Origin of the sequence: Streptomyces sp. NPDC059785 (genome assembly GCF_042732375.1) — a bacterium.
Classification (GTDB): domain Bacteria; phylum Actinomycetota; class Actinomycetes; order Streptomycetales; family Streptomycetaceae; genus Streptomyces.
Window position 1 is genome coordinate 169,225 of record NZ_JBHWHV010000004.1, and the last position, 18,250, is coordinate 187,474.

14 protein-coding genes are annotated in these 18,250 nt (G+C 74.9%); 4 read left to right on the top strand and 10 right to left on the bottom strand.

What is annotated here, in order from left to right; genetic code table 11:
• The first annotated feature begins 87 nt into the window (after window positions 1-87).
• The gene (locus ACFV6E_RS04510) at window positions 88-1,125 is read left to right on the top strand and encodes an alpha/beta hydrolase (protein ID WP_385459343.1); all 1,038 of its coding nucleotides are present in this window, start codon (window positions 88-90) and stop codon (window positions 1,123-1,125) included.
• A 79-nt stretch (window positions 1,126-1,204) separates the two neighbouring features.
• Here ACFV6E_RS04510 and ACFV6E_RS04515 read toward each other — a convergent pair whose 3' ends face one another.
• Complete coding sequence (locus ACFV6E_RS04515; protein WP_385459345.1) at window positions 1,205-2,419, bottom strand: serine hydrolase domain-containing protein; 1,215 nt, start codon at window positions 2,417-2,419, stop codon at window positions 1,205-1,207.
• A 240-nt stretch (window positions 2,420-2,659) separates the two neighbouring features.
• Entirely contained in the window at window positions 2,660-3,448 is a 789-nt protein-coding gene (locus tag ACFV6E_RS04520; protein WP_385159471.1) for an IclR family transcriptional regulator, read from the bottom strand.
• A 218-nt stretch (window positions 3,449-3,666) separates the two neighbouring features.
• Here ACFV6E_RS04520 and ACFV6E_RS04525 point away from each other — a divergent pair, with 218 nt between their 5' ends.
• The 3 genes from ACFV6E_RS04525 to ACFV6E_RS04535 all read left to right on the top strand — a co-directional run bounded on the left by ACFV6E_RS04525 (window position 3,667) and on the right by ACFV6E_RS04535 (window position 6,955).
• The gene (locus ACFV6E_RS04525) at window positions 3,667-5,004 is read left to right on the top strand and encodes a gluconate:H+ symporter (protein ID WP_385459347.1); all 1,338 of its coding nucleotides are present in this window, start codon (window positions 3,667-3,669) and stop codon (window positions 5,002-5,004) included.
• 37 nt (window positions 5,005-5,041) lie between these two features.
• Window positions 5,042-6,376 carry an enolase C-terminal domain-like protein gene (locus ACFV6E_RS04530; RefSeq protein ID WP_385159467.1) on the top strand — a complete coding sequence of 445 codons (1,335 nt, stop codon included), beginning with the start codon at window positions 5,042-5,044 and terminating at the stop codon, window positions 6,374-6,376.
• A 204-nt stretch (window positions 6,377-6,580) separates the two neighbouring features.
• Window positions 6,581-6,955 (top strand): hypothetical protein, encoded by a 375-nt coding sequence (locus ACFV6E_RS04535; RefSeq protein ID WP_385459349.1) that lies wholly within the window; start codon window positions 6,581-6,583, stop codon window positions 6,953-6,955.
• A 26-nt stretch (window positions 6,956-6,981) separates the two neighbouring features.
• Here the strand turns inward: ACFV6E_RS04535 and ACFV6E_RS04540 are convergent, their stop codons facing one another.
• The 8 genes from ACFV6E_RS04540 to ACFV6E_RS04575 are packed head-to-tail and all read right to left on the bottom strand — an operon-like array spanning window position 6,982 to window position 18,247.
• The gene (locus ACFV6E_RS04540) at window positions 6,982-7,992 is read right to left on the bottom strand and encodes an aldo/keto reductase family oxidoreductase (RefSeq protein WP_385459351.1); all 1,011 of its coding nucleotides are present in this window, start codon (window positions 7,990-7,992) and stop codon (window positions 6,982-6,984) included.
• Window positions 7,985-9,475: a GMC family oxidoreductase gene (locus ACFV6E_RS04545; RefSeq protein WP_385459353.1), complete on the bottom strand. Its 1,491-nt coding sequence runs from the start codon at window positions 9,473-9,475 to the stop codon at window positions 7,985-7,987. The genes ACFV6E_RS04540 and ACFV6E_RS04545 overlap by 8 nt, the downstream gene beginning before the upstream one ends.
• A gap of 46 nt (window positions 9,476-9,521) precedes the next feature.
• A complete protein-coding gene (locus tag ACFV6E_RS04550) occupies window positions 9,522-10,448 on the bottom strand; it encodes an SDR family oxidoreductase (RefSeq protein ID WP_385459355.1) in 927 nt (308 codons plus the stop codon).
• Window positions 10,448-11,536 (bottom strand): ROK family protein, encoded by a 1,089-nt coding sequence (locus ACFV6E_RS04555; protein WP_385459357.1) that lies wholly within the window; start codon window positions 11,534-11,536, stop codon window positions 10,448-10,450. The genes ACFV6E_RS04550 and ACFV6E_RS04555 overlap by 1 nt, the downstream gene beginning before the upstream one ends.
• Complete coding sequence (locus tag ACFV6E_RS04560; RefSeq protein WP_385159455.1) at window positions 11,517-11,918, bottom strand: cupin domain-containing protein; 402 nt, start codon at window positions 11,916-11,918, stop codon at window positions 11,517-11,519. Before ACFV6E_RS04560 ends, ACFV6E_RS04555 begins: the two co-directional genes overlap by 20 nt.
• Window positions 11,915-13,093, bottom strand: coding sequence for a sedoheptulose 7-phosphate cyclase (locus ACFV6E_RS04565; RefSeq protein WP_385159453.1), 1,179 nt, complete (start codon window positions 13,091-13,093; stop codon window positions 11,915-11,917). Before ACFV6E_RS04565 ends, ACFV6E_RS04560 begins: the two co-directional genes overlap by 4 nt.
• Window positions 13,065-15,191: a 4-alpha-glucanotransferase gene (gene malQ, locus ACFV6E_RS04570; RefSeq protein ID WP_385159451.1), complete on the bottom strand. Its 2,127-nt coding sequence runs from the start codon at window positions 15,189-15,191 to the stop codon at window positions 13,065-13,067. Before malQ ends, ACFV6E_RS04565 begins: the two co-directional genes overlap by 29 nt.
• A complete protein-coding gene (locus ACFV6E_RS04575) occupies window positions 15,188-18,247 on the bottom strand; it encodes a Cof-type HAD-IIB family hydrolase (protein WP_385459359.1) in 3,060 nt (1,019 codons plus the stop codon). The genes malQ and ACFV6E_RS04575 overlap by 4 nt, the downstream gene beginning before the upstream one ends.
• Window positions 18,248-18,250: the final 3 nt, after the last annotated feature.

Consider the following 18,250-nt stretch of genomic DNA (forward strand, 5'->3'; position numbering starts at 1 on the left):
GCTTCTGCGCAAAAGGCGCCCGCGCGGGTAACGGGTACGCATGTGCGGACGCGCTCATAAGTTTTCACCCGTACCCCTTGGAGCCACATGTCGGAGCGAACCTCACTGAGCCATCCCTCCCCGAACGGCAGCCGCCCGCGCCCCCCGGCCGCCGTGCCGTCCGCCCCGGAACGGCGGCACGTGCCGTTCGACCCCGAACTGCGGGACGTGCTGGACGAGTTCGGGCCGCAGCCGCCGCTCACCGCCGCGGACATCCCCGGCCTGCGGTCAGCCACGGACGCGGGGAAGGTCACCGACGAGGCGCTGCGCGCCGCGGGCGCCGTCCGCATCGAGGAACACGTGGCCTCCGGGCGGCGGGACGGCTCCGAGGTGCGTCTCCTCGTCTGCCGGCCGGCCCGCGGCGCCGCACCGCACCCGGTGATCTACCACGTCCACGGCGGCGGCATGATCGCCGGTACCCGCCGGCACCTGCTCTCCGACGCGCTGACGTGGCTGCGGGAACTGTCCGCCGTGATCGTGTCCGTGGAATACCGGCTCGCACCCGAACACCCTTACCCGGCCGCCCTGGAGGACTGCCGCACCGGCCTGGAGTGGACGGTGGACCGGGCGCCCGAGTGGCACGCCGACCCGCGGCGGACCGTCGTCGCCGGGGCCAGCGCGGGCGGCGGACTCGCGGCGGGCCTCGCGCTGCTCGCGCGCGACCGCGGCGGCCCCCGTACCGCCGGACAGATGCTGCTTTCGCCGATGCTGGACGACCGCAACGACAGCCCATCGAGCCGCCAGCTGGCCGGTCTCGGCATGTGGGACCGGGCCTCGAACGCCGTCGCCTGGCACGCGCTGCTCGGCGCGGAAGCGGGCGGCCCCGACGTCTCCTGCTACGCCGCCCCGGCCCGCGCGGGCGACCTGTCCGGACTGCCGCCGGCGTATCTGGACACCGGCTCCGCCGAGACGTTCCGCGACGAGACCGTCGCGTACGCCGGTGCCCTCTGGCGGGACGGCGGGCGCTGCGAGCTGCACGTCTGGCCGGGCGGCTTCCACGGGTCCGACCAGTTGGTCCCGCAGGCGGAGCTGTCCCGGCGCGCGAAGGCCGCCCGCCTGCGCTGGCTGCGCGCTCTGCTGACGTGACCACGGCGCGGCGTGTCCCGGCGCAGCGCCGCGTCGAGGACGTCGACCGGGTCTCGGCCGGTCATGCCGTCACGCCCGCCTACCCGGACCGCGCGCCGCGCGCAGGGCACAGCGCCCGGTCGACGAAGGCCAGGACGTGTGCGGCGGCGCGGTCGGCGGCGGGCAGCACGGTCGGCATCGCCGTGACGGCGACGGTGACGGCGCGGCCGTCCGCGGTGACGCCGCCGCGCGTCTCGTAGCCGGGGATGTCGCCGCCGTGCCCCCAGGCCAGTCCGCCGCAGCTCAGGGGCGTGCTGACCAGGCCGAGGCCGTAGCGGGCGCCGGGCCAGGTGCCCGGCGCCGGCACGGTGGCCCGCATCTGGTGCAGCAGGCCGGGGCCGAGGAGCCGGCCGCCGAGCAGGGCGGTGAAGAAGCGGTTGAGATCGGACGGTGTGGTGACGAGCTGGCCCGCCGTCCATGCGTAGGACGGATCGAAGTCGGTGAGGTCGCGCAGGGGCGTGCCCGCCTTGCTCGCGTGGTAGCCCCGTGGATGCGCGCCGCGGATCGTCCGCTCGCCCGGCGCGGGGAAGTACGTGTGCCGCAGCCCCGCACGGTCGACGACCCGCCGGGTGATCTCGTCGGTCGCGGACCGGCCGGTCACGTGCTCGATCAGCAGTCCGGCCAGCAGGTAGTTGGTGTTGCTGTACTCCCACCGCGTGCCGGGCGCGAAGCGCGCCGGGCGGGCGAGCGCCAGGGCGAGCAGGTCCTTGGGTGTGTAGGACCGGTTCCGGATCGTGAAGTAGTCGTCGAGTTCGTCGACGTAGTCGGGCAGCCCGCTGGTGTGCTGGAGCACCTGCCGTACGGTGACGCGGCGGCCGTCGATGCCCCGGCCGCGCACCGGACGCGGCAGGTAGTCCTCGACGGGCGCGTCGAGGCGGACCCTGCCCTCGCCGGCCAGTTGCAATACCACGACGGCGGTGAAGGTCTTGGTGTTGCTGCCCGCGCGCACCTGCCCGTCGGCCGGTACCGGGGTGCCGCGCCGCAGGTCTTGGACGCCTGCGGTGAGCTGTCCGGTCCGCCCGTCCCGGCCGCGTACCGCCGCGAGGGCCGCCGGGAATCCGTCCGCCGTCACCAGCTCCGCCAGCCGGTGCCGGGCCGTGTCCGGTACCGGCCCGGACGGTACGACCCGCGCGGGCGGGATCGCGGTGAGCAGGGCGGCCGAGACGAGGGCGACGGTGGCGGCGCTCGTCACCCGGAGACCGCGCGAGCCGCGCCGGCCGACGGCGGACAGGGCGGTACGGAAGGGAAGGCGCATGCTCCGGTGGCCACGCTTTCTGAGGAGGCGTACTCGGGCGGAGGCGTTACGAGTGAGAAGGCGCACGCGGCGGCGGCGTCACGAGCGAGAAGGCGTCACGTGCGAGGAGGCGTACTCGGGCGGAGGCGTTACGAGCGAGAAGGCGCACGCGGCGGCGGCGTCACGAGCGAGAAGGCGTCACGTGCGAGGAGGCGTACTCGGCGGCGGCGTCACGAAGAAGGGCGTTGTCGGGGGCGCGGCTCAGCGCCAGTCCGGGGTGCCCGATACAGGCGGCAGCGCGGCCTCGGCCTTCGTGCGTATCTCCCGCATGACGGCGACGATGCGGGCCTCGTGGGCCGCGGTGAGCCGGGCCACCGGAACCGAGCAGCTGATCGCGTCGGTGGCCGGGGTGTCGTAGCGCAGCGCGAAGCCGAACCCGGCGATCCCGGTGACCGTTTCCTCGCGGTCGACGGAGTAGCCGCGCGCGCGGACCTCCGCCAGGTCGGCGTGGAGCGAGCCGCGGTCGGTGTGCGTGTTCTCGGTGAGGCCGGTCAACGGGCCGTCCGGCAGGGGAAGTTCCGCGTCGGGCCGTTCGGCGAGCAGCGCCTTGCCGAGGGCGCCGGCGTGGGCCGGGACACGCCGGCCGACGCGGCTGATGGTGCGCAGGTATTCGTGCGACTCGCGGGTGGCGAGGTAGACGACGTCCGGTCCGTCGAGACGCGCCAGGTGGATCGTCTCGCCCAGCGCGTCCGACGCCTCGTCCAGATACGGGCGCACCGCGCGGATCCGCCGGTCGCCGTCGAGATAGCCGGTGCCGGTGAGCAGCGCGCGGATGCCGATGCCGTAGTAGGAGCCGGTGACGTCCGTACGGACCCAGCCGCACTCGACCAGGGTCTGGAGCAGCTGGTACATGCTGCTGCGCGGCACGCCCAGGTCCTCGGCGAGCTCGTCCAGGCGCGAGGGCCGCTCGCCCCGCGCGGCGAGCAGTTCGAGCAACGCGACGGTCCTGGCCGCCGACTTCACACCGCGGACCCCTGTCTCCCCTGACATGGGCCCATCGTATGTCCGCATACGTCCCCGGGGCCCGCGATACGTCCCCGACGTCCGCACGCATCCGCGTCCGCGCACCCATTGACCCCTCGGGAGCACCCCCCTAACCTCCATCTGCATATGCGGACAGCGTCTGCATACAGGAATGGGATGGGACGGTCCGCGCCCGCGGACGCCCGTCGTGGCCGTGTCCGCCCGGTGTTCAAAGGGGAACTTCCGTGCCGCTCGTCGTAGTGGGGATCAGCGTCCTGGTCCTGCTCCTGCTCATGACCAGGCTGAAACTCAACGGCTTCGCCGCCCTGCTGCTCGTGGCCGTCGGGGTCGCGCTGGTGCGGGGCATACCCGTGGCGACCATCCCCGACGTCCTCTCCGAAGGCATCGGGGGCCAGATCGGCGACACCATGCTGACCATCGGGCTCGGCGCCATGGTCGGCCGGGTCATGGGCGATTCGGGCGCCGCCCAGCGGATCGCGGGCAGTCTGCTCGACGCCTTCGGACCGCGCTGGGTCCAGGTCGCCATGGTCGTCACGTCCATGCTGATCGGCGTGACCATGTTCTACGAGGTCGCCTTCGTCATCATCGTGCCGATCGCGTTCACACTGGTCAGGGTCACCGGCGCGAAACTGCTGTGGGTCGGGCTGCCGATGTCCATCGCGCTGTCCACCATGCACAGCTTCCTGCCGCCGCACCCCGGACCCACCGCCGTCGCCGCCACCTTCCACGCCTCCGTCGGACTCACCCTGTTCTACGGGCTGTTCATCGCGGTCCCCGTCGGCGCGCTGATCGCGCTGACCTGGCCGCGGCTGCCGTTCGTCAGGGCGATGGACCCGTCCATACCCAAGGGCCTCGTCAGCGAGCGCGAGTTCACCGAGGAGGAGATGCCCGGGCTCGGCTGGTCGCTGTTCGTGGCCCTCTTCCCGGTGGCGCTGATCGTGACCGCCGCGGTGATCGACATGGCGACCTCCGGCGAGAGCCCGTTCCTCAACGTCGTCGCCTTCATCGGCTCGGCACCGATCGCGCTGCTGCTCGCGCTGTGCCTGGCGATCTGGGCGTTCGGACCGCGCATCGGCCGGAGCCTGGCCGAGGTCGGCGCCTCCTGCACCTCCGCCGCCCAGGCGATGGCGATGATCCTGCTGGTGATCGGGGCGGGCGGCGCCTTCAAGAACGTGCTCGTCGAGGGCGGCATCTCCGACTACATCAAGGACGCCACCGACGGCTGGTCCGTCTCGCCGATCGTCCTCGCCTGGCTGATCGCCGTCATCCTGCGGGTGGCGCTCGGCTCGGCGACCGTCGCCGTCGTCACGGCCTCCGGAGTCGTGCTGCCCCTCCTCGCGGACAGCGGCGCCCACCCGGAGGTCATGGTGCTCGCCGTCGCCTGCGGCTCGATCGCCTTCTCCCATGTGAACGACCCGGGATTCTGGCTGTTCAAGGAGTACTTCAACCTGTCCGTCATCGAGGCGATCAAGGTGCGGACCTCGTACACGACGGTGCTCGCGGTCCTCGGCCTGGGCGGCGTCCTGGCCGTCGAGTGGACCCTCGGCGTCCTCCAGCTGTGACCTCCCCGTCCCCGCACCCACCGCAGAAAGGCCCCCGATGAGTACCGGACAGCCGACCGTCACCGCGTTCTCCGTCTGTCCCGTCGCCGGACGGGACAGCATGGAGCTGAACCTCTCCGGCGCCCACGGCCCCTACTTCACCCGCAACGTCGTGGTCCTGGAGGACTCCGAGGGGCGTACCGGGCTGGGTGAGGTGCCCGGCGGGGAGAAGATCACGCGCACGCTGCGGGACGCCGCATCCCTGGTCGTCGGGGCGAAGGTGGGCGACTACAAACGCGTTCTGCGCCGGATCGCGGACCGTTTCGCCGACCGCGACGCCGCCGGACGGGGCGGCCAGACCTTCGACCTGCGCACCACCGTCCACGCGGTCACCGCGGTCGAGTCGGCGCTGCTCGACCTGCTCGGGCAGCACCTGGACGTCCCCGTCGCGGCGCTCCTCGGCGACGGGCAGCAGCGCGACTCCGTACGGGTCCTCGGCTACCTCTTCTACGTCGGCGACCCCGACCGCACCGACCTGGAGTACGTCCGCGAACCCGACGCGGACGTGGCCTGGCACCGCGTCCGCCACGAGGAGGCCCTGACCCCCGAGGCGATCGTCCGCCAGGCCGAGGCCGCGCACGACGCCTACGGCTTCCGGGACTTCAAGCTCAAGGGCGGCGTCCTGGCAGGCCCCGAGGAGGTCGCGGCCGTACGGGCGCTCAAGAGCCGGTTCCCCGAGGCCCGGATCACCCTGGACCCGAACGGCGCGTGGTCGCTGCGCGAGGCGATCGAGCTGTGCCGCCCGCTGGCCGGCACGCTCGCCTACGCCGAGGACCCCTGCGGCGCCGAGGACGGCTACTCGGGACGCGAGACGCTGGCCGAGTTCCGGCGCGCCACCGGTCTGCCGACGGCGACCAACATGATCGCCACGGACTGGCGGCAGCTCACCCACGCCCTGGCCCTGCAGTCCGTCTCCATACCGCTCGCGGACCCGCACTTCTGGACCATGCAGGGCTCGGTGCGGGTGGCCCAGCTCTGCAACGCGATGGGGCTGACCTGGGGCTGCCACTCCAACAACCACTTCGACATCTCCCTCGCCATGATCACCCACTGCGGCGCCGCGGCACCCGGCGAGTACAACGCCCTGGACACGCACTGGATCTGGCAGGAGGGACTGGAACGCCTCACCACCGCGCCCCCGCGCATCACCGGCGGTGAGATCGCCGTCCCCGACGCCCCGGGCCTCGGCGTCGAACTGGACCTGGACAGACTCCACGCGGCCCACGACCTCTACCGCGAGAAGGCCCTGGGAGCCCGCGACGACGCGACCGCCATGCGGTATCTGATCCCAGGCTGGCAGTTCGACGCCAAACGCCCGTGCCTGGTGCGCTGACCCCCGGTTCCCCGGCGTCCGCCCCGGACACCCGCGATACTGGCCGGGCCCCGCGACCGACATGACCGGGGCACGGGGGACGAGGGGGAGTGCGTGGTGGACGCCGGGCGGATCGGGCCGGTGCGGGTCGCGTCGTGAGGGTCGTCCGGCGGACGCCCCCGCCCGCCGTGCGGGCCGCCTCCGCCGGTCCCGGACACCACACCCGTGACCCCCGCCCGCGCGCCCGCCGTCCCGGCGGCGGCCCGGGGCCGTGCCCGCGCCGACACATCGGGGCCGGTCACCCTGACCGACCCGCGCAACGCCGTCGCCGTGGACGAGAACGGTGTCACGGTGCGCGTCGCCGAAGTGGAGGCCGACTTCGCCTGGGAGGAGATCGCCCAGGTGATCCCGGCCGTGTCGGGCCTCGGCCGGACCTTCCACGTGCTCGTGCGGTTGCGCGACGGCGAGGAGCTGTCCGTACGGCTGCGGGCTCCCGACCGCCGCACCCGCGAGGAGTGGCTGTCCCGTCTCGGCCGCGTGGTCGACCGCTACCTCGACGAGTGGCCGGACCCGAACCGGCGGGGCGGCCTCAGACGGTGACGGCGGCCCCGAGTCCCGGCCCCGGGTCAGGGCAGCGCCTTCCCCCGGGCCGCCGTCCAGAGGCCGTACCACTCCTCGTGGCCGAGCCCGGGAGAGCGGTGTACGGCGTCGCGGCAGGCGGCGATGCGGTCGGGGCGTGCGGTGCCGATGACCGGGGCGATACCGGCCGGGTGGCGGAGCAGCCACCACAGGACGACCGTCTCCGGTGTGGTGCCCTTGCGCTGCGCCAGCTCCGCGACCAGCCGGGCGGCCGGCGAGTCGTCGTGGCCGCCGGTGAACCGGCCCCGGGCGAGCGCGCCCCACGCCTGCGGCCTGATCCCGTGCGCCGCGCAGAACTCCAGCGTGCCGTGCGGGAAGCCGTCATCGGCCGCGGCCGGGGTGTTGACCAGGACGCCGGACTCCACCCAGTCCCGCCGGTGCAGGCTCATCTCCAACTGGTCGACCACCAAGGGCACGTCCAGCACCGCCTGGAGGCGGGCGATCTGCGCGGCGCTCATGTTGGACACCCCGAACTGGCGGACCAGCCCCTGCGAGCGCAGCGCGGCGAACGCCTCCGGGATCTCCTCCGGCCGCGCCAGCGGGTCGGGACGGTGCAGCAGCAGGACGTCGATCACGTCGGTGCGCAGCCGGGTCAGGCTCTCCTCGACCCGCCGCACGACGGACGCGCCGCGCAGGTCGTAGTACCCGGGGCGCGCACCGTCCGGCAGCACGATCCCGCACTTGGTCTGGATGAGGACTCGGCCGCGCAACTCCGGGTCACGGGCCAGGAGTTCGCCGAAGACCGCCTCCGACTTGCCGTGCCGGTAGATGTCGGCGTGGTCGAAGGCGGTGATCCCGGCAGCCAGCGCGGCCCGTACCGCCGCCTCGGCGTGGCCGACGTCCGCGGCGGTGTACGGGGACGTGTCCCAGCCGCCGCCGAGGCCCATGCAGCCGTAGAGCACACGGTGTTCGCGGATGTCGGACGGCGGCGGCCCGCCGTCGGGCGCCGGTGACCGTTCGTCCGCCCGTCCGGGGTCTGGACACAGGCTCTCAGTCACGGAGCACCGCCTCGGCCAGCAGTTCGGCGGTGGCGAGCACCGGGAACTGGGTGTTGGCGGCCGGGACCGTCGGCAGTACCGAGGCGTCGGCGACCCGCAGGTTGGACACGCCCCGTACGCGGCCCGCCCCGTCGACCACAGCGCCCGGGTCGTCCGCCGGGCCCATGGCACAGGTCCCGACCGGGTGCCAGTACGTGCCGGCCCGGGCCCGGACCAGCTCGTCCGACAGCTCCGACGGACGTTCCTCCAGCGGCCGTACGAGGGGGCTCAGCGCGGCCGACCGGGCCAGGTCCTCGACGATGCCGAGGCCCGCCCGCACGGCGGCCAGGTCCTGGCCCCCGGGGTCGGTGAAGAAGCCCGGGTCGATGTCGAGCGGGTCGGCCAGGTCCGCCGAGCGCAGCCGCACCCGGCCGCGGGACGCCGGTTTCATCAGGAAGGAGGACAGCCCGGCCTCGTACCGGCCCGGCGGCAGCCTGCCGTACAGCGGCGGCCCCGCGTTGGCGAGGATGTGCAGGTCCCAGGCGCCGTCCGGGGCGTACGGGCTCGCCGCCCTGATCAGCACCCGGTTCCCGTACAGCTCGCCGCGCGCCTCCTTGTCGGCCAGGGCCGCGTTCAGCCCGTCGGTCGGTGCCAGCGGGACGAACACGCCCGGCTGGTCGGTGAGGTTGGCGCCGACGCCCGGCAGGTCGACCTCGGGCCGGACACCGGCCTCCCGCAGGTGAGCGGCCGGTCCGAGGCCGCTGCGCAGCAGCAGCGCGGGCGAACCGAACGTGCCGCAGGCCACCACGTACGTGTCCGCGGTGAGCGTCAGCCGCGCACCGTCGCGCTCGGCCCGAACGCCGTGCACCCGGCCGCCGCGGACGTCCAGGCGGTGGACGGCGGTGTCGCCGAGGACGGTCAGGTTGGGGCGGGAGCGGGCCGGGTCCAGGTAGCCGAAGGCGGCGTTCCAGCGCAGTCCGTCGACGGCGTTGAGCAGCGGCGTCCCGTAGCCGGGGCCGCCGGGCGCGCCCATGTCGACCTCGCCGTAACCGAGTTCGCCCGCCGCCGTGAGCGCCGCCCGGCTCCAGGCGGACAGCTCGCCGTCCGGCACGGCCCGCAGCCCCATCTGCCGCACGGCCGCCTTGCGGTGGCGTTCCATGGCCGCCGCCGACCAGGCCGGGCCGCCCGCGCGCTCCCACTGCGCGTGGTCGGCCGAGGTGCCCCAGGTGTTCCAGCAGCCGTTGACGCAGGAGGAACCGCCGATGACCCGGGCCCGGACGCGGTGCACCGGGGCGTGCCGCTCCCACACCTCCTCGCGCGGCAGGCTGCGGGCGTCGAGGAGACCGGCGGGCCAGCCCGCGTCACGGGGGCCGTGGTCCCGTCCGGCCTCCACCAGACAGACCGACCGGGCGGGGTCCTCGCTCAGCCGGGCGGCCAGGACGCACCCCGCCACCCCGCCGCCGAGAACGAGGAGGTCGTACTTTTGTGCCGGATTCTCTGTCATACGTCGGCTCCTGCGGGGTCGGAACAGATCAACGAAGCGAAGGAGTTCAGAAGGACCGCGCCAGCAGGCGGGCCGCCTCGTGGACCCCGCGCAGCGGTACGTCCCGCGTGGCCGGGAGCCGGTCGAGGAGCCCGCTGGTGAGGCAGGTGTTCTCCGGGCGGGAGGCGTAACGCGTCCCCGCGCGGGCCGTCGGCACCACCAGACCGGGCGGCGCGCCCAGCTCCTTCGCGATCACCGAGGCCCAGTCGGCCCGGCTCACCCGGTCGGGGCCGCCGAGGTGGAGCACCGGGGGCAGCGGCTCGCGGGCGCCGAGGACGGCGGCCGTCACCTCCGCCACGTCGTCCACCAGTACGGGAGTGGTCCACTGGTCCGCCGGGGCCGGGACCGGTTCGCCGCGGAGCAGCCGGTGGGCGCAGGCCGAGAAGAAGTTGAGCCACTTGCCCGCGTCGGCGGGCTCGTGGCCGTAGACGAGACTGACCCGCAGCACCACGGCGTCCGCGGCGGCGGACAGGAGCGCCTGCTCGGCGCGGAGCTTGGCCCGGCCGTAGGCGTTGGCGGGGGCGACCGGGGCGTCCTCGGTGTTGTCGGCGCGGCTGCCGTCGAAGACGTTGTCGGTGGAGATCAGCACCACCCGCGCGCCGTCGGCGTGCGCGGCGACGTTCCCGGCCGCCGCGGTGTGCGCCGCGAGCGCGCGCCCGGGGTGGTCCTCGCACCAGGTGACGTCCGACGGGCCGTGCACCAGGACCACCCGGTCCGGCCGCAGCCGGGCCAGCAGCCGGGCGCAGGCCGCGCGGTCGGTGGCGTCCAGGGCCGTCCACTCGCTCCCCTCGGCGCGCGGCGCCCCGGGCGGGGTGCGCGAGGCCAGGGTGACCGGCTCACCCGCCGCGGCGAGGCGGCGCGCGATGCCGGTGCCGACGAAGCCGCTGCCGACGACGAGCGTGCGGGGCGGGGTCCGGGTGCGGTCGGGTGCCATCACGCCTCCTGCCGGGAGTGCGCGCCGGTCCGGTCGGCGAGCAGCCGGCCCACCCCGATCAGACCGTGGTCGTCGTCCGCGCGGCCCAGCGCCACCAAGGCGTCCACCGCGTCCGCGTCGAGCCCGAAGCAGCCGAGCCGGACGAGCTCCGCGACCAGCAGCTCGCGGTAGCGCTCGCCGACCGCCAGGGCGAAGCCGCCCATGATGACGTACCGGCAGATCCCGACGGAGGTGAAGACCGCGCCGATCGCCTGCGCGAGGTAGGTGAGCGTGGAGCGCAGCACCTCGGTGGCGAACGGATCGCCTTCCCGTACCGCCGCCGCGATCGCCGGATTGCCCAGTCCGCCGACGCCGCCGCTGCCCCCGCACAGTTCGGCGAGCCGGGACCGCGCGAAGCCCGCCGGATCGCCCGAGGCCGCGCGCCGGGCGGCGGCCAGCACCCCGCGTCCCGAGGCGATGCCGCCCAGGTGGCCGCGCCCGCCGCAGTCGCACAGCGGCGCGTCCGGCGACGGGTCGCACACCCAGTGACCCAGTTCGCCCCCGTGGCCGTCGGCGTCGAGCAGCACCTCGCCGCCCCGGAACACCTTGTTGCCGATCCCGGAACTGACGGTCAGCAGACAGAACGGCTCGGCCTCGGTCGCCGCGTACCGCCAGGCCGCCGCGGTGAGATCGTTGACGACCACGACCGGGGCGCCGATCCGCCGCGACAGCAACTGGCCCAGCGGCAGCGGCTCGCCGCGCCGCCCCCACACCGTGGGCGCCGCGAGCACCAGTCCGCTCGCCGAGATCGGCCCCGCGAAGGCGACCCCGACGGGCCGGGCGGGCGCGCCGCCGCCGCGCTGGGCCACCTCGTGGACGATCTGGTCCACGACCCGCTGCTGCAACACGGGCACGGGGTCGTGCGGATGCCGGGCGATGCCCTCCACCGGCACCCGGCGCACCCCGGACAGCTCCGCCGTCACCGGGTCGTACGTGCCGGTGCGCAGCGTGGTGCCGCCGACGTCGAGGACGGTGAAGGCGCCGTCCGGGGCAGTGGGCTCGTCCCGTGCTCCGGAGGGGACGAGCGGCTCAGACCGCGGGAGCGTCACGGAGTTCCTCCTCGAAGACCAGGATCCACAGCTCGGCGCCGGAGTCGTTGACGAGGCCGTGCTCACCGTGCGGCCGGTTGGCCACGACGTCCCCCGTGGCGACGCGGAACTCCGCGCCGTCCCGGAACATCAGGCCGCTGCCGCGCAGCACGATGTACGTCTCGCGGTCCGCGCCGTGCCGGTGCCGCCCTATGGACGTGCCCGGCGGCAGCACGGCCAGGTCGATGAAGGACGCGCCCTCGCCGCCCTCGGCCCGGGAGAACACCCGGTGCGCCAGGATCGTGCCGAGTCCGCCGTGGTCGTGCTCCTTGCCGCTGAACAGGTCGTCCAGATTGGGCACGTCCGGCGGCGGCCCCGCGTGCGTCACGTCGGCCGCGGTCACCGGGCACCTCCTTCGGCCGCAAGCGCGCGCAGGGCGGCCCGCAGCACCTCGGCCGGCAGGTCCGCCAGCTCCGTGACGAACGCGGCCTTGCCGATGTCCGTCGGCACCACCAGGTGCAGCTTGCGGCCCCGGCGCTGCCAGGACGCGTGCAGCGCCTGCGTCATCAGCTCCTCGGTGCAGGTGGCCGCGTCGAAGACGGGCAGTCCGATGCGGCGCAGCAGCGTCACGATCCGGGCGCAGGTCTCCGCGTCGGCGAGCCCGAGGAGCCGCGCGATGTGCGCGGACAGCGCCATGTCGACGGCGACCGCCTCACCGTGCTCCAGCCGGTGGCCGCCCGCCGTCTCGATCACCGGGCTGAAGGTGTGCCCGAAGTCGACGAGCCGGGCCAGCTCCAGTTCGCGCAGGTTCGGGCACAGCTCCTCCATCATCAGCCGCATGGAGGTGCGCAGGACGTACGTCTCCACCTCCCCGTCCGCACTGCCGAGGAACGCGTCCGGGTGCCGCTCCAGCGCCCCGAAGAGGTCGCCGTCCACGATCACCGCCATCTTGACGATCTCCGCCAGTCCGCAGCGGATCTCCCGGGGCGGCAGCGTCGCAAGGAGCGACGGGTCGGCGATGGAGGCGTGCGCCGGGTGGTAGGCGCCGAACATGTTCTTCGAACGCAGCGCGTTGACACCGGTCTTGACCCCCACGCCCACGTCGACCTGGCCGACGAGGCTGGTGTTCACCTTGATGTAGCGGATGCCGCGCGCGTACATGGACGCGGCGAAGCCCACCACGTCCGCGACGATGCCGCCGCCCACCGCGAGCATCACTCCGTGCCGGTCGAGACCGGCCGCCTTGGCGAGCGCGCACACCTGCTCCACGGAGGCGAGGGTCTTGTTGCGCTCACCGGTGTCGATCACATGCACGCTCCAGCTGCCCGGCGCGAGCCGGGCGTCCAGGTACGCGCGCAGCCGTGCGCCGTAGAGCCGGTGCACCGTGGGTCCGACGAAGGCCACCACGCGCCGGCCCGCGACATAGCCGGCGAGCAGCGGGTTGCCGGGGTCGAAGACCCCGGCGGTGACGTCCACGCGGTACCGCGTGCCCTCCGGTGCCAGCAGGCCGAAGCCTCCGGCGTCCTCGACCACCCCCTCGACTGCCTCCTCAACCCGGGCAAGGGCCGTGCCTGACATCGTTCTCCTCAGTGTTCGGTCGGTGCGGTTTTGCCGCCTGCGCGGTGAACACACGGGCGACGGCGTGCAGGTGCGGGTGCTCGGGCAGTTGCTCCAGCGGCACCGGGCGGCCGTCCGGATCCGCCACGGGCAGCCGCCAGTTGGGGTGGACCGCGGCGGTGCCGGGCAGGTTCTGCGGCCTGCGGTCGCCCGTGGCGTCCGGCAGCCACACCCCGAGCAGCCGCGACGGCGTACGGGCCAGGAGACGGTGCAGGGCGACGACCTCGCCGTCCGGGTCGGGCAGCAGGCCCTCGCGGCGCAGCTCGGCCAGCCAGCCGTCGCGCTCGGTGGCCGCCGCGTCCTTCTCCTCGGCCTCAGGACGGGTCAGCAGGCCGAGCCGGGACCGCAGTTCGACGTGCTCGCCGCTCAGCCAGGCCGCGGTCGTCGGCAGGTCGTGCGTGGTGAGCGTGGCCAGGCAGTCGGTCCGCCACCGGTCGGCGGGCAGCGGCCCGTGCCGGCCCTCCGAGCCGCCCAGGTACTCGAACCGCTGCACGGAGGTGCCCAGCACGCCACGGGCCGCCAGCTCCTCGCGGACCCCGGCCTCGACGGTCCCGAGGTCCTCGCCGATCACGTGCACCCCGGCCCGGTGCGCCTCCAGGAGCAGCACCCCCAGCATCGCCGCCGCGTCGTAGCGGACGTACGTGCCCTCCGACGGCGGCCTGCCCTCGGGCACCCACCAGAGCCGGAACAGGCCCATCACGTGATCGATCCGCAGGGCGCCCGAGTGCCGCATCCCGGCGCGCAGCAGCGCGGCCAGCGGCCGGTATCCCTCGGCCGCCAGCACGTCGGGCCGCCAGGGCGGCTGGCCCCAGTCCTGCCCGCGCGGGTTGAAGTCGTCGGGCGGCGCGCCGACGCTCATGCCGCCCGCCAGACAGTGCTGCAAGGCCCAGGCGTCGGCGCCCTCCGGGGCCACGCCCACCGCGAGGTCGTGCACGAGTCCGATGCGCATCCCGGCGTCCGTGGCCGCCCGCTGCGCCGTGCCGAGCTGTTCGTCGGTGATCCAGGCCAGCCAGCGGTGGAAGTCCACGGCGTCCGCCAGTTCCGCGCGTGCCGCGGCCACCGCCGCCGACCGGGGATCGCGCAGCCCGGCCGGCCAGGACCGCCAGGCCCCGCCGTGCACCTCGGCCAGCGCGCACCAGGTGGCGAAGTCGGTGAGGTCCCGCCCCTCGCGCCGGACGAAGTCCTCGTACGCGGCCCGGCGCGCCGGGGCGAGCGGCACCGCGTGCACCAGCCGCAGCGCCCGCTGCTTCAGCGCCCGCACCGTCTCGCGGTCGATGAGCGTCTCCCCGCGCAGCACCCCGTCGTTGAGCCGCCGCGCCCGGGCGGCACAGGCGTCCGCCGCCTCCCGGCCGGCACCGCTCAGCCCGCCGTACTCCGGCACCGCCTCCACCCGTACGTGCATCGGGTCGGTGAACCGCCGCGAGCTCGGCCGGTACGGGGACGGGTCGGGCAGACCGCCCGGCTCCATCGCGTGCAGCGGGCCGAGCTGGACGAACCCGGCGCCCAGCTCGCGCCCCGACCAGGCCGCCAGCCCGGCCAGGTCGCCGAGGTCGCCCATGCCCCAGGAACGGCGCGAGAGGACCGAGTAGAGCTGGACGAGGAAGCCCCAGTCGCGGTGTTCGGGCACCGGGACGCGGTCGGGCACCGCGAGCACGAACGCCGACTCCTCGCGGTCTCCGGTGCGTACGTGCAGGACGTGCCGGCCCGGCGGCAGCTCGGCGGACGGTTCCGCGCGCCCGCCGTCCTCCAGGGCGAGATGCGCCTCGGCGCCCGGCGGCAGCGGCAGCCGGGCCCGCGTACCGGCGCGGACCACCGTGCAGGGCGGCAGCGGCCGGGCGTCGGCGGGGCGCCGCCGCCCGGCGAGCGCGGCGCGGGCCGCGCGCTCGGTGGCCGCGTCGACCCCGCACGCGGCCAGTACGGCGACCAGGGTGTCCGCCGGGACCGTGACCCGGTGCCCCCGGTCGGTGGTGTAGCCGGTGGCGATGGAGTGCGCGCGGGCCAGTTCGCGCAGCGCGCCGTCCGGCGTGGCCGGTGTCCGGGAAGATGAGCGGGACGTCATGGGCGGACCTCCGCGGCGGCCGTGCCGAAGAGGCGTTCCAGGACCGCGGCGACCCCGTCCTCGTCGTTGGCGGGCGCGATCTCGTCGGCCATCGCCCGCAGCTCCGGGTGGCCGTTGCCCACCGCCACCCCGTGACCGGCCCAGGCCAGCAGCGGGATGTCGTTGGGCATGTCGCCGAAGGCGACGGTGTCCGCGCCGGTGAAGCCGAGCAGCCGGGCGGCACGGGCGACACCGGTGCCCTTGTCCGTACCGGCCGGGAGGATCTCCACCATGCCCTTGACCGAGTGCACCACGGTGACCGCGTCCCCCATCAACTCCCTTGCGGTGACGGCCAGCCGGTCCTCGTCCACCTCCGGGTGGTGCAGGATCAGCTTGTCGATCGGCGTGTCCCACAGCAGCGCCGGGTCGGTCGTCACGTCCCAGCCGTGCCGGACGCGCTCCCCGAACCCGGGGGTGACCTTGAACCGGCTCTCCGGCGGCGAGGTGACGATCCCCAGCTCCAGCGGGCCGAGCGCGGCCTCGACCCGGGCCACGACCTCGCGGGCCAGCTCCCGGTCGAGCGGCAGCGAGGACAGCAGCCGGTCGGCGCCCGCGTCGTAGAGCTGCGCGCCCTGCCCGCACACGGCCAGCCCCCGGTAGCCGAGGGCGTCAAGGAGGTGCTTGCAGGCGACCGCGGGACGGCCGGTGACCACCAGGTGGTGGGCGCCGGCCGCGCCGACCAGGTCCAGGGCGCGCCGGGTGCGCTCGGACACCGTCAGATCACCGCGCAGGAGTGTGCCGTCCAGGTCGGTGGCGACGACCCGGAACGGCGGCGCGGCGACCGGGACGGCGTCCCAGGCCACCCGGCCCGAGCGCAGCGTCACCTGGGCGACGAGGTGCCGGCCCACGGGCGGCCCGTCCAGGACACCGGTGAAGCCCCCGGCCCCGTCGGACTCCAGGGGCCGCAGGACGGCCCCGCCGCCGGCGGGTGTCGGCTCGTCGGAGGCCAGGGCCTCGGCGGCGGACTCCCGCACCCGGCCGGGTCCGCCCGCCTCGTCCCCGCCGGCCGCCGGCGCCCCCGACTCCACCACCACGTCGACGCGTTCGGCCCCGGGGTGGACGTACCGCACCCGCCGGGTGCCGTCCGGACCGGGCGTGATCCGGCACCGTCCGGCCAGCCGGCCCGTCAGCTCGGGGCGGCCGGACAGCCGGGCGATCCCCGCGCACCGCGCGAAGTCCGCCCGCCGGTACGCGGCCTCGAAGAGCCGTACGCAGGCGTCGGCCTCGAGCCGCCCGGTCTCGACGCCGTGCACGCGCGCGTAGGCGTCGGCGTCACCGTGTTCCAGGGCGACCCGCTCGACGCGTGCGCGCTGTCCGGTCCAGGCGGCGTCGGACAGCCGGTCCAGCCAGCCCAGCGCCAGCAGCTCCTCGTCCGGCAGCGGGCGGTGCTCGTCGCACAGGATCCGCTCGTAGGCCGCGAGGCGGGTCGCGGCGCTGCGCTCCCAGGTGAACGAGCGGGCGGTGCGCCGGGCGTTCGCCGACAGCCGGGCATAGGTGCCGGGGTCGTCGCGGAAGACCGCGACGGCCTGACGGATGCGGTCCGCGAGCGCCGCCGCGAGCCCGGCGTCGTCGTCGCGGAACGAACCGCGCACGGCGAACCCCGTCGCCTCGGGGTCGTCCAGCGGCCGGGCGTGCCCGAAGTGCCCGGTGACCCGCTGCGCGGTGGCGATCGGCACCGCCCCGACCGCCATCGCCTCGGCCTGCGCGATCAGGAACCCGTCCAGTTCGTACTTGGAGGGGTAGACGCAGAAGTCGGCGCAGGCGGCCTCGGTGAACAGGGTGTCCTCGTCGGCGAGGCGCCAGTCCAGGCGCACCTGCTCCGGGTGCCGGTCGGCGAGCGCCTGAAACGCCGCGTTCGCCACGGTCGCCGGGCCGTCCCCGCCGCCGCCCGTCGAGCAGCGCAGGAGGAAGCTGACGTCCGGGTCGGTGGCGAGGACGTCCTCGACGGCCCGCATCAGCTCCAGCTGGCCCTTGTGGTGCACCGCGTAGCGGGCCGCGTGGTAGAAGACGGGCCGCGCCGGGTCGAGGCCGAGGCCGCGCAGCACCGCGTCCCGGTCCACCGCGCCCGGATCGCGGGCCAGCCAGCTCCCCGCGACGCCGCAGCCGCCCGCCAGCAGCTTGTGCGACCGCTCGCGCAGCAGCCGGGCCACCGGCAGCGGTGCGAACAGCGCCTCCTGCGGGGTGCCCTCGAAGGTGCTGTAGTGCCGCAGCTGGCCCGGCGAGACGAAGTCCACCAGGTCCGCGTGCGCGGCCACCAGCGGGAACAGGCCCACGTGGTCGGGGCCCTGCTCGACGTGCATCCGGGTGCCGGCCAGCGCCCGCGCCACCGTGGCCCCGGGGGAGTCCTCGGCGGGCGGCGGCCCGTCGAGCGCGTCCAGGTCCGTGGCGGGCGCGCCGAACAGCCCGAGCAGGCGCTCCACCTGGGGGCGGTACACCTGCTGCGTGACCGGCGCGTTCGCGGCGACCGTGCTCACCGTACGGAACCGCGGGTCGCCCGCGAGGACGGCGGGCAGCAGGTAGTGGTAGTACGGCTCGAAGGCGTGCACCACCGCGGGCTCGTCACCGCCCAGCCGGTCCTGGACGAAGCGCAGTCCGGCCGCCTGGAACACCAGCGGCTTGAAGTGGGCCAGGTCCCGGCCCTCCGTGCCCGGCGGCGGATAGAGCCGGTCCGGCAGCGCGTCCAGGTACGCGTTGGACAGGAAGTGGACGTCGACGCCGTCCAGCCGCAGCCGGTGGGCGGTGGTGGTGAGCCGCAGGCCGACCGTCGGCGGCTGTTCCGGCCAGACCTTCGGGTCCAGGACGAGCGGGACCGTGTCCGTGACCCGGTAGTCCGTCTCCCCGACCTCGAAGCGGTCGCGCAGCGGGTCGAGATGGCCGTGCGCGGGGGTCACCAGCGAGACCCGGTGGCCGCGGGCCGCGTACGCGCGGCACAGGTTCCACACCAGGGGCGAGAGACCGCCGCGCATCAGCCGGTTGTCGAACCCGCCGCACTCGAAGGAGAAGGCGATGATGTGCACCTG

Bases quoted from the DNA above. Each gene is read 5' to 3' on its own strand.
- ACFV6E_RS04565 (WP_385159453.1), bottom strand. From the start codon at position 13,093: ATGTCAGGCACGGCCCTTGCCCGGGTTGAGGAGGCAGTCGAGGGGGTG.
- malQ (WP_385159451.1), bottom strand. From the start codon at position 15,191: ATGACGTCCCGCTCATCTTCCCGGACACCGGCCACGCCGGACGGCGCG.
- ACFV6E_RS04515 (WP_385459345.1), bottom strand. From the start codon at position 2,419: ATGCGCCTTCCCTTCCGTACCGCCCTGTCCGCCGTCGGCCGGCGCGGC.
- ACFV6E_RS04530 (WP_385159467.1), top strand. From the start codon at position 5,042: ATGAGTACCGGACAGCCGACCGTCACCGCGTTCTCCGTCTGTCCCGTC.
- ACFV6E_RS04520 (WP_385159471.1), bottom strand. From the start codon at position 3,448: ATGTCAGGGGAGACAGGGGTCCGCGGTGTGAAGTCGGCGGCCAGGACC.
- ACFV6E_RS04510 (WP_385459343.1), top strand. From the start codon at position 88: ATGTCGGAGCGAACCTCACTGAGCCATCCCTCCCCGAACGGCAGCCGC.
- ACFV6E_RS04550 (WP_385459355.1), bottom strand. From the start codon at position 10,448: ATGGCACCCGACCGCACCCGGACCCCGCCCCGCACGCTCGTCGTCGGC.
- ACFV6E_RS04545 (WP_385459353.1), bottom strand. From the start codon at position 9,475: ATGACAGAGAATCCGGCACAAAAGTACGACCTCCTCGTTCTCGGCGGC.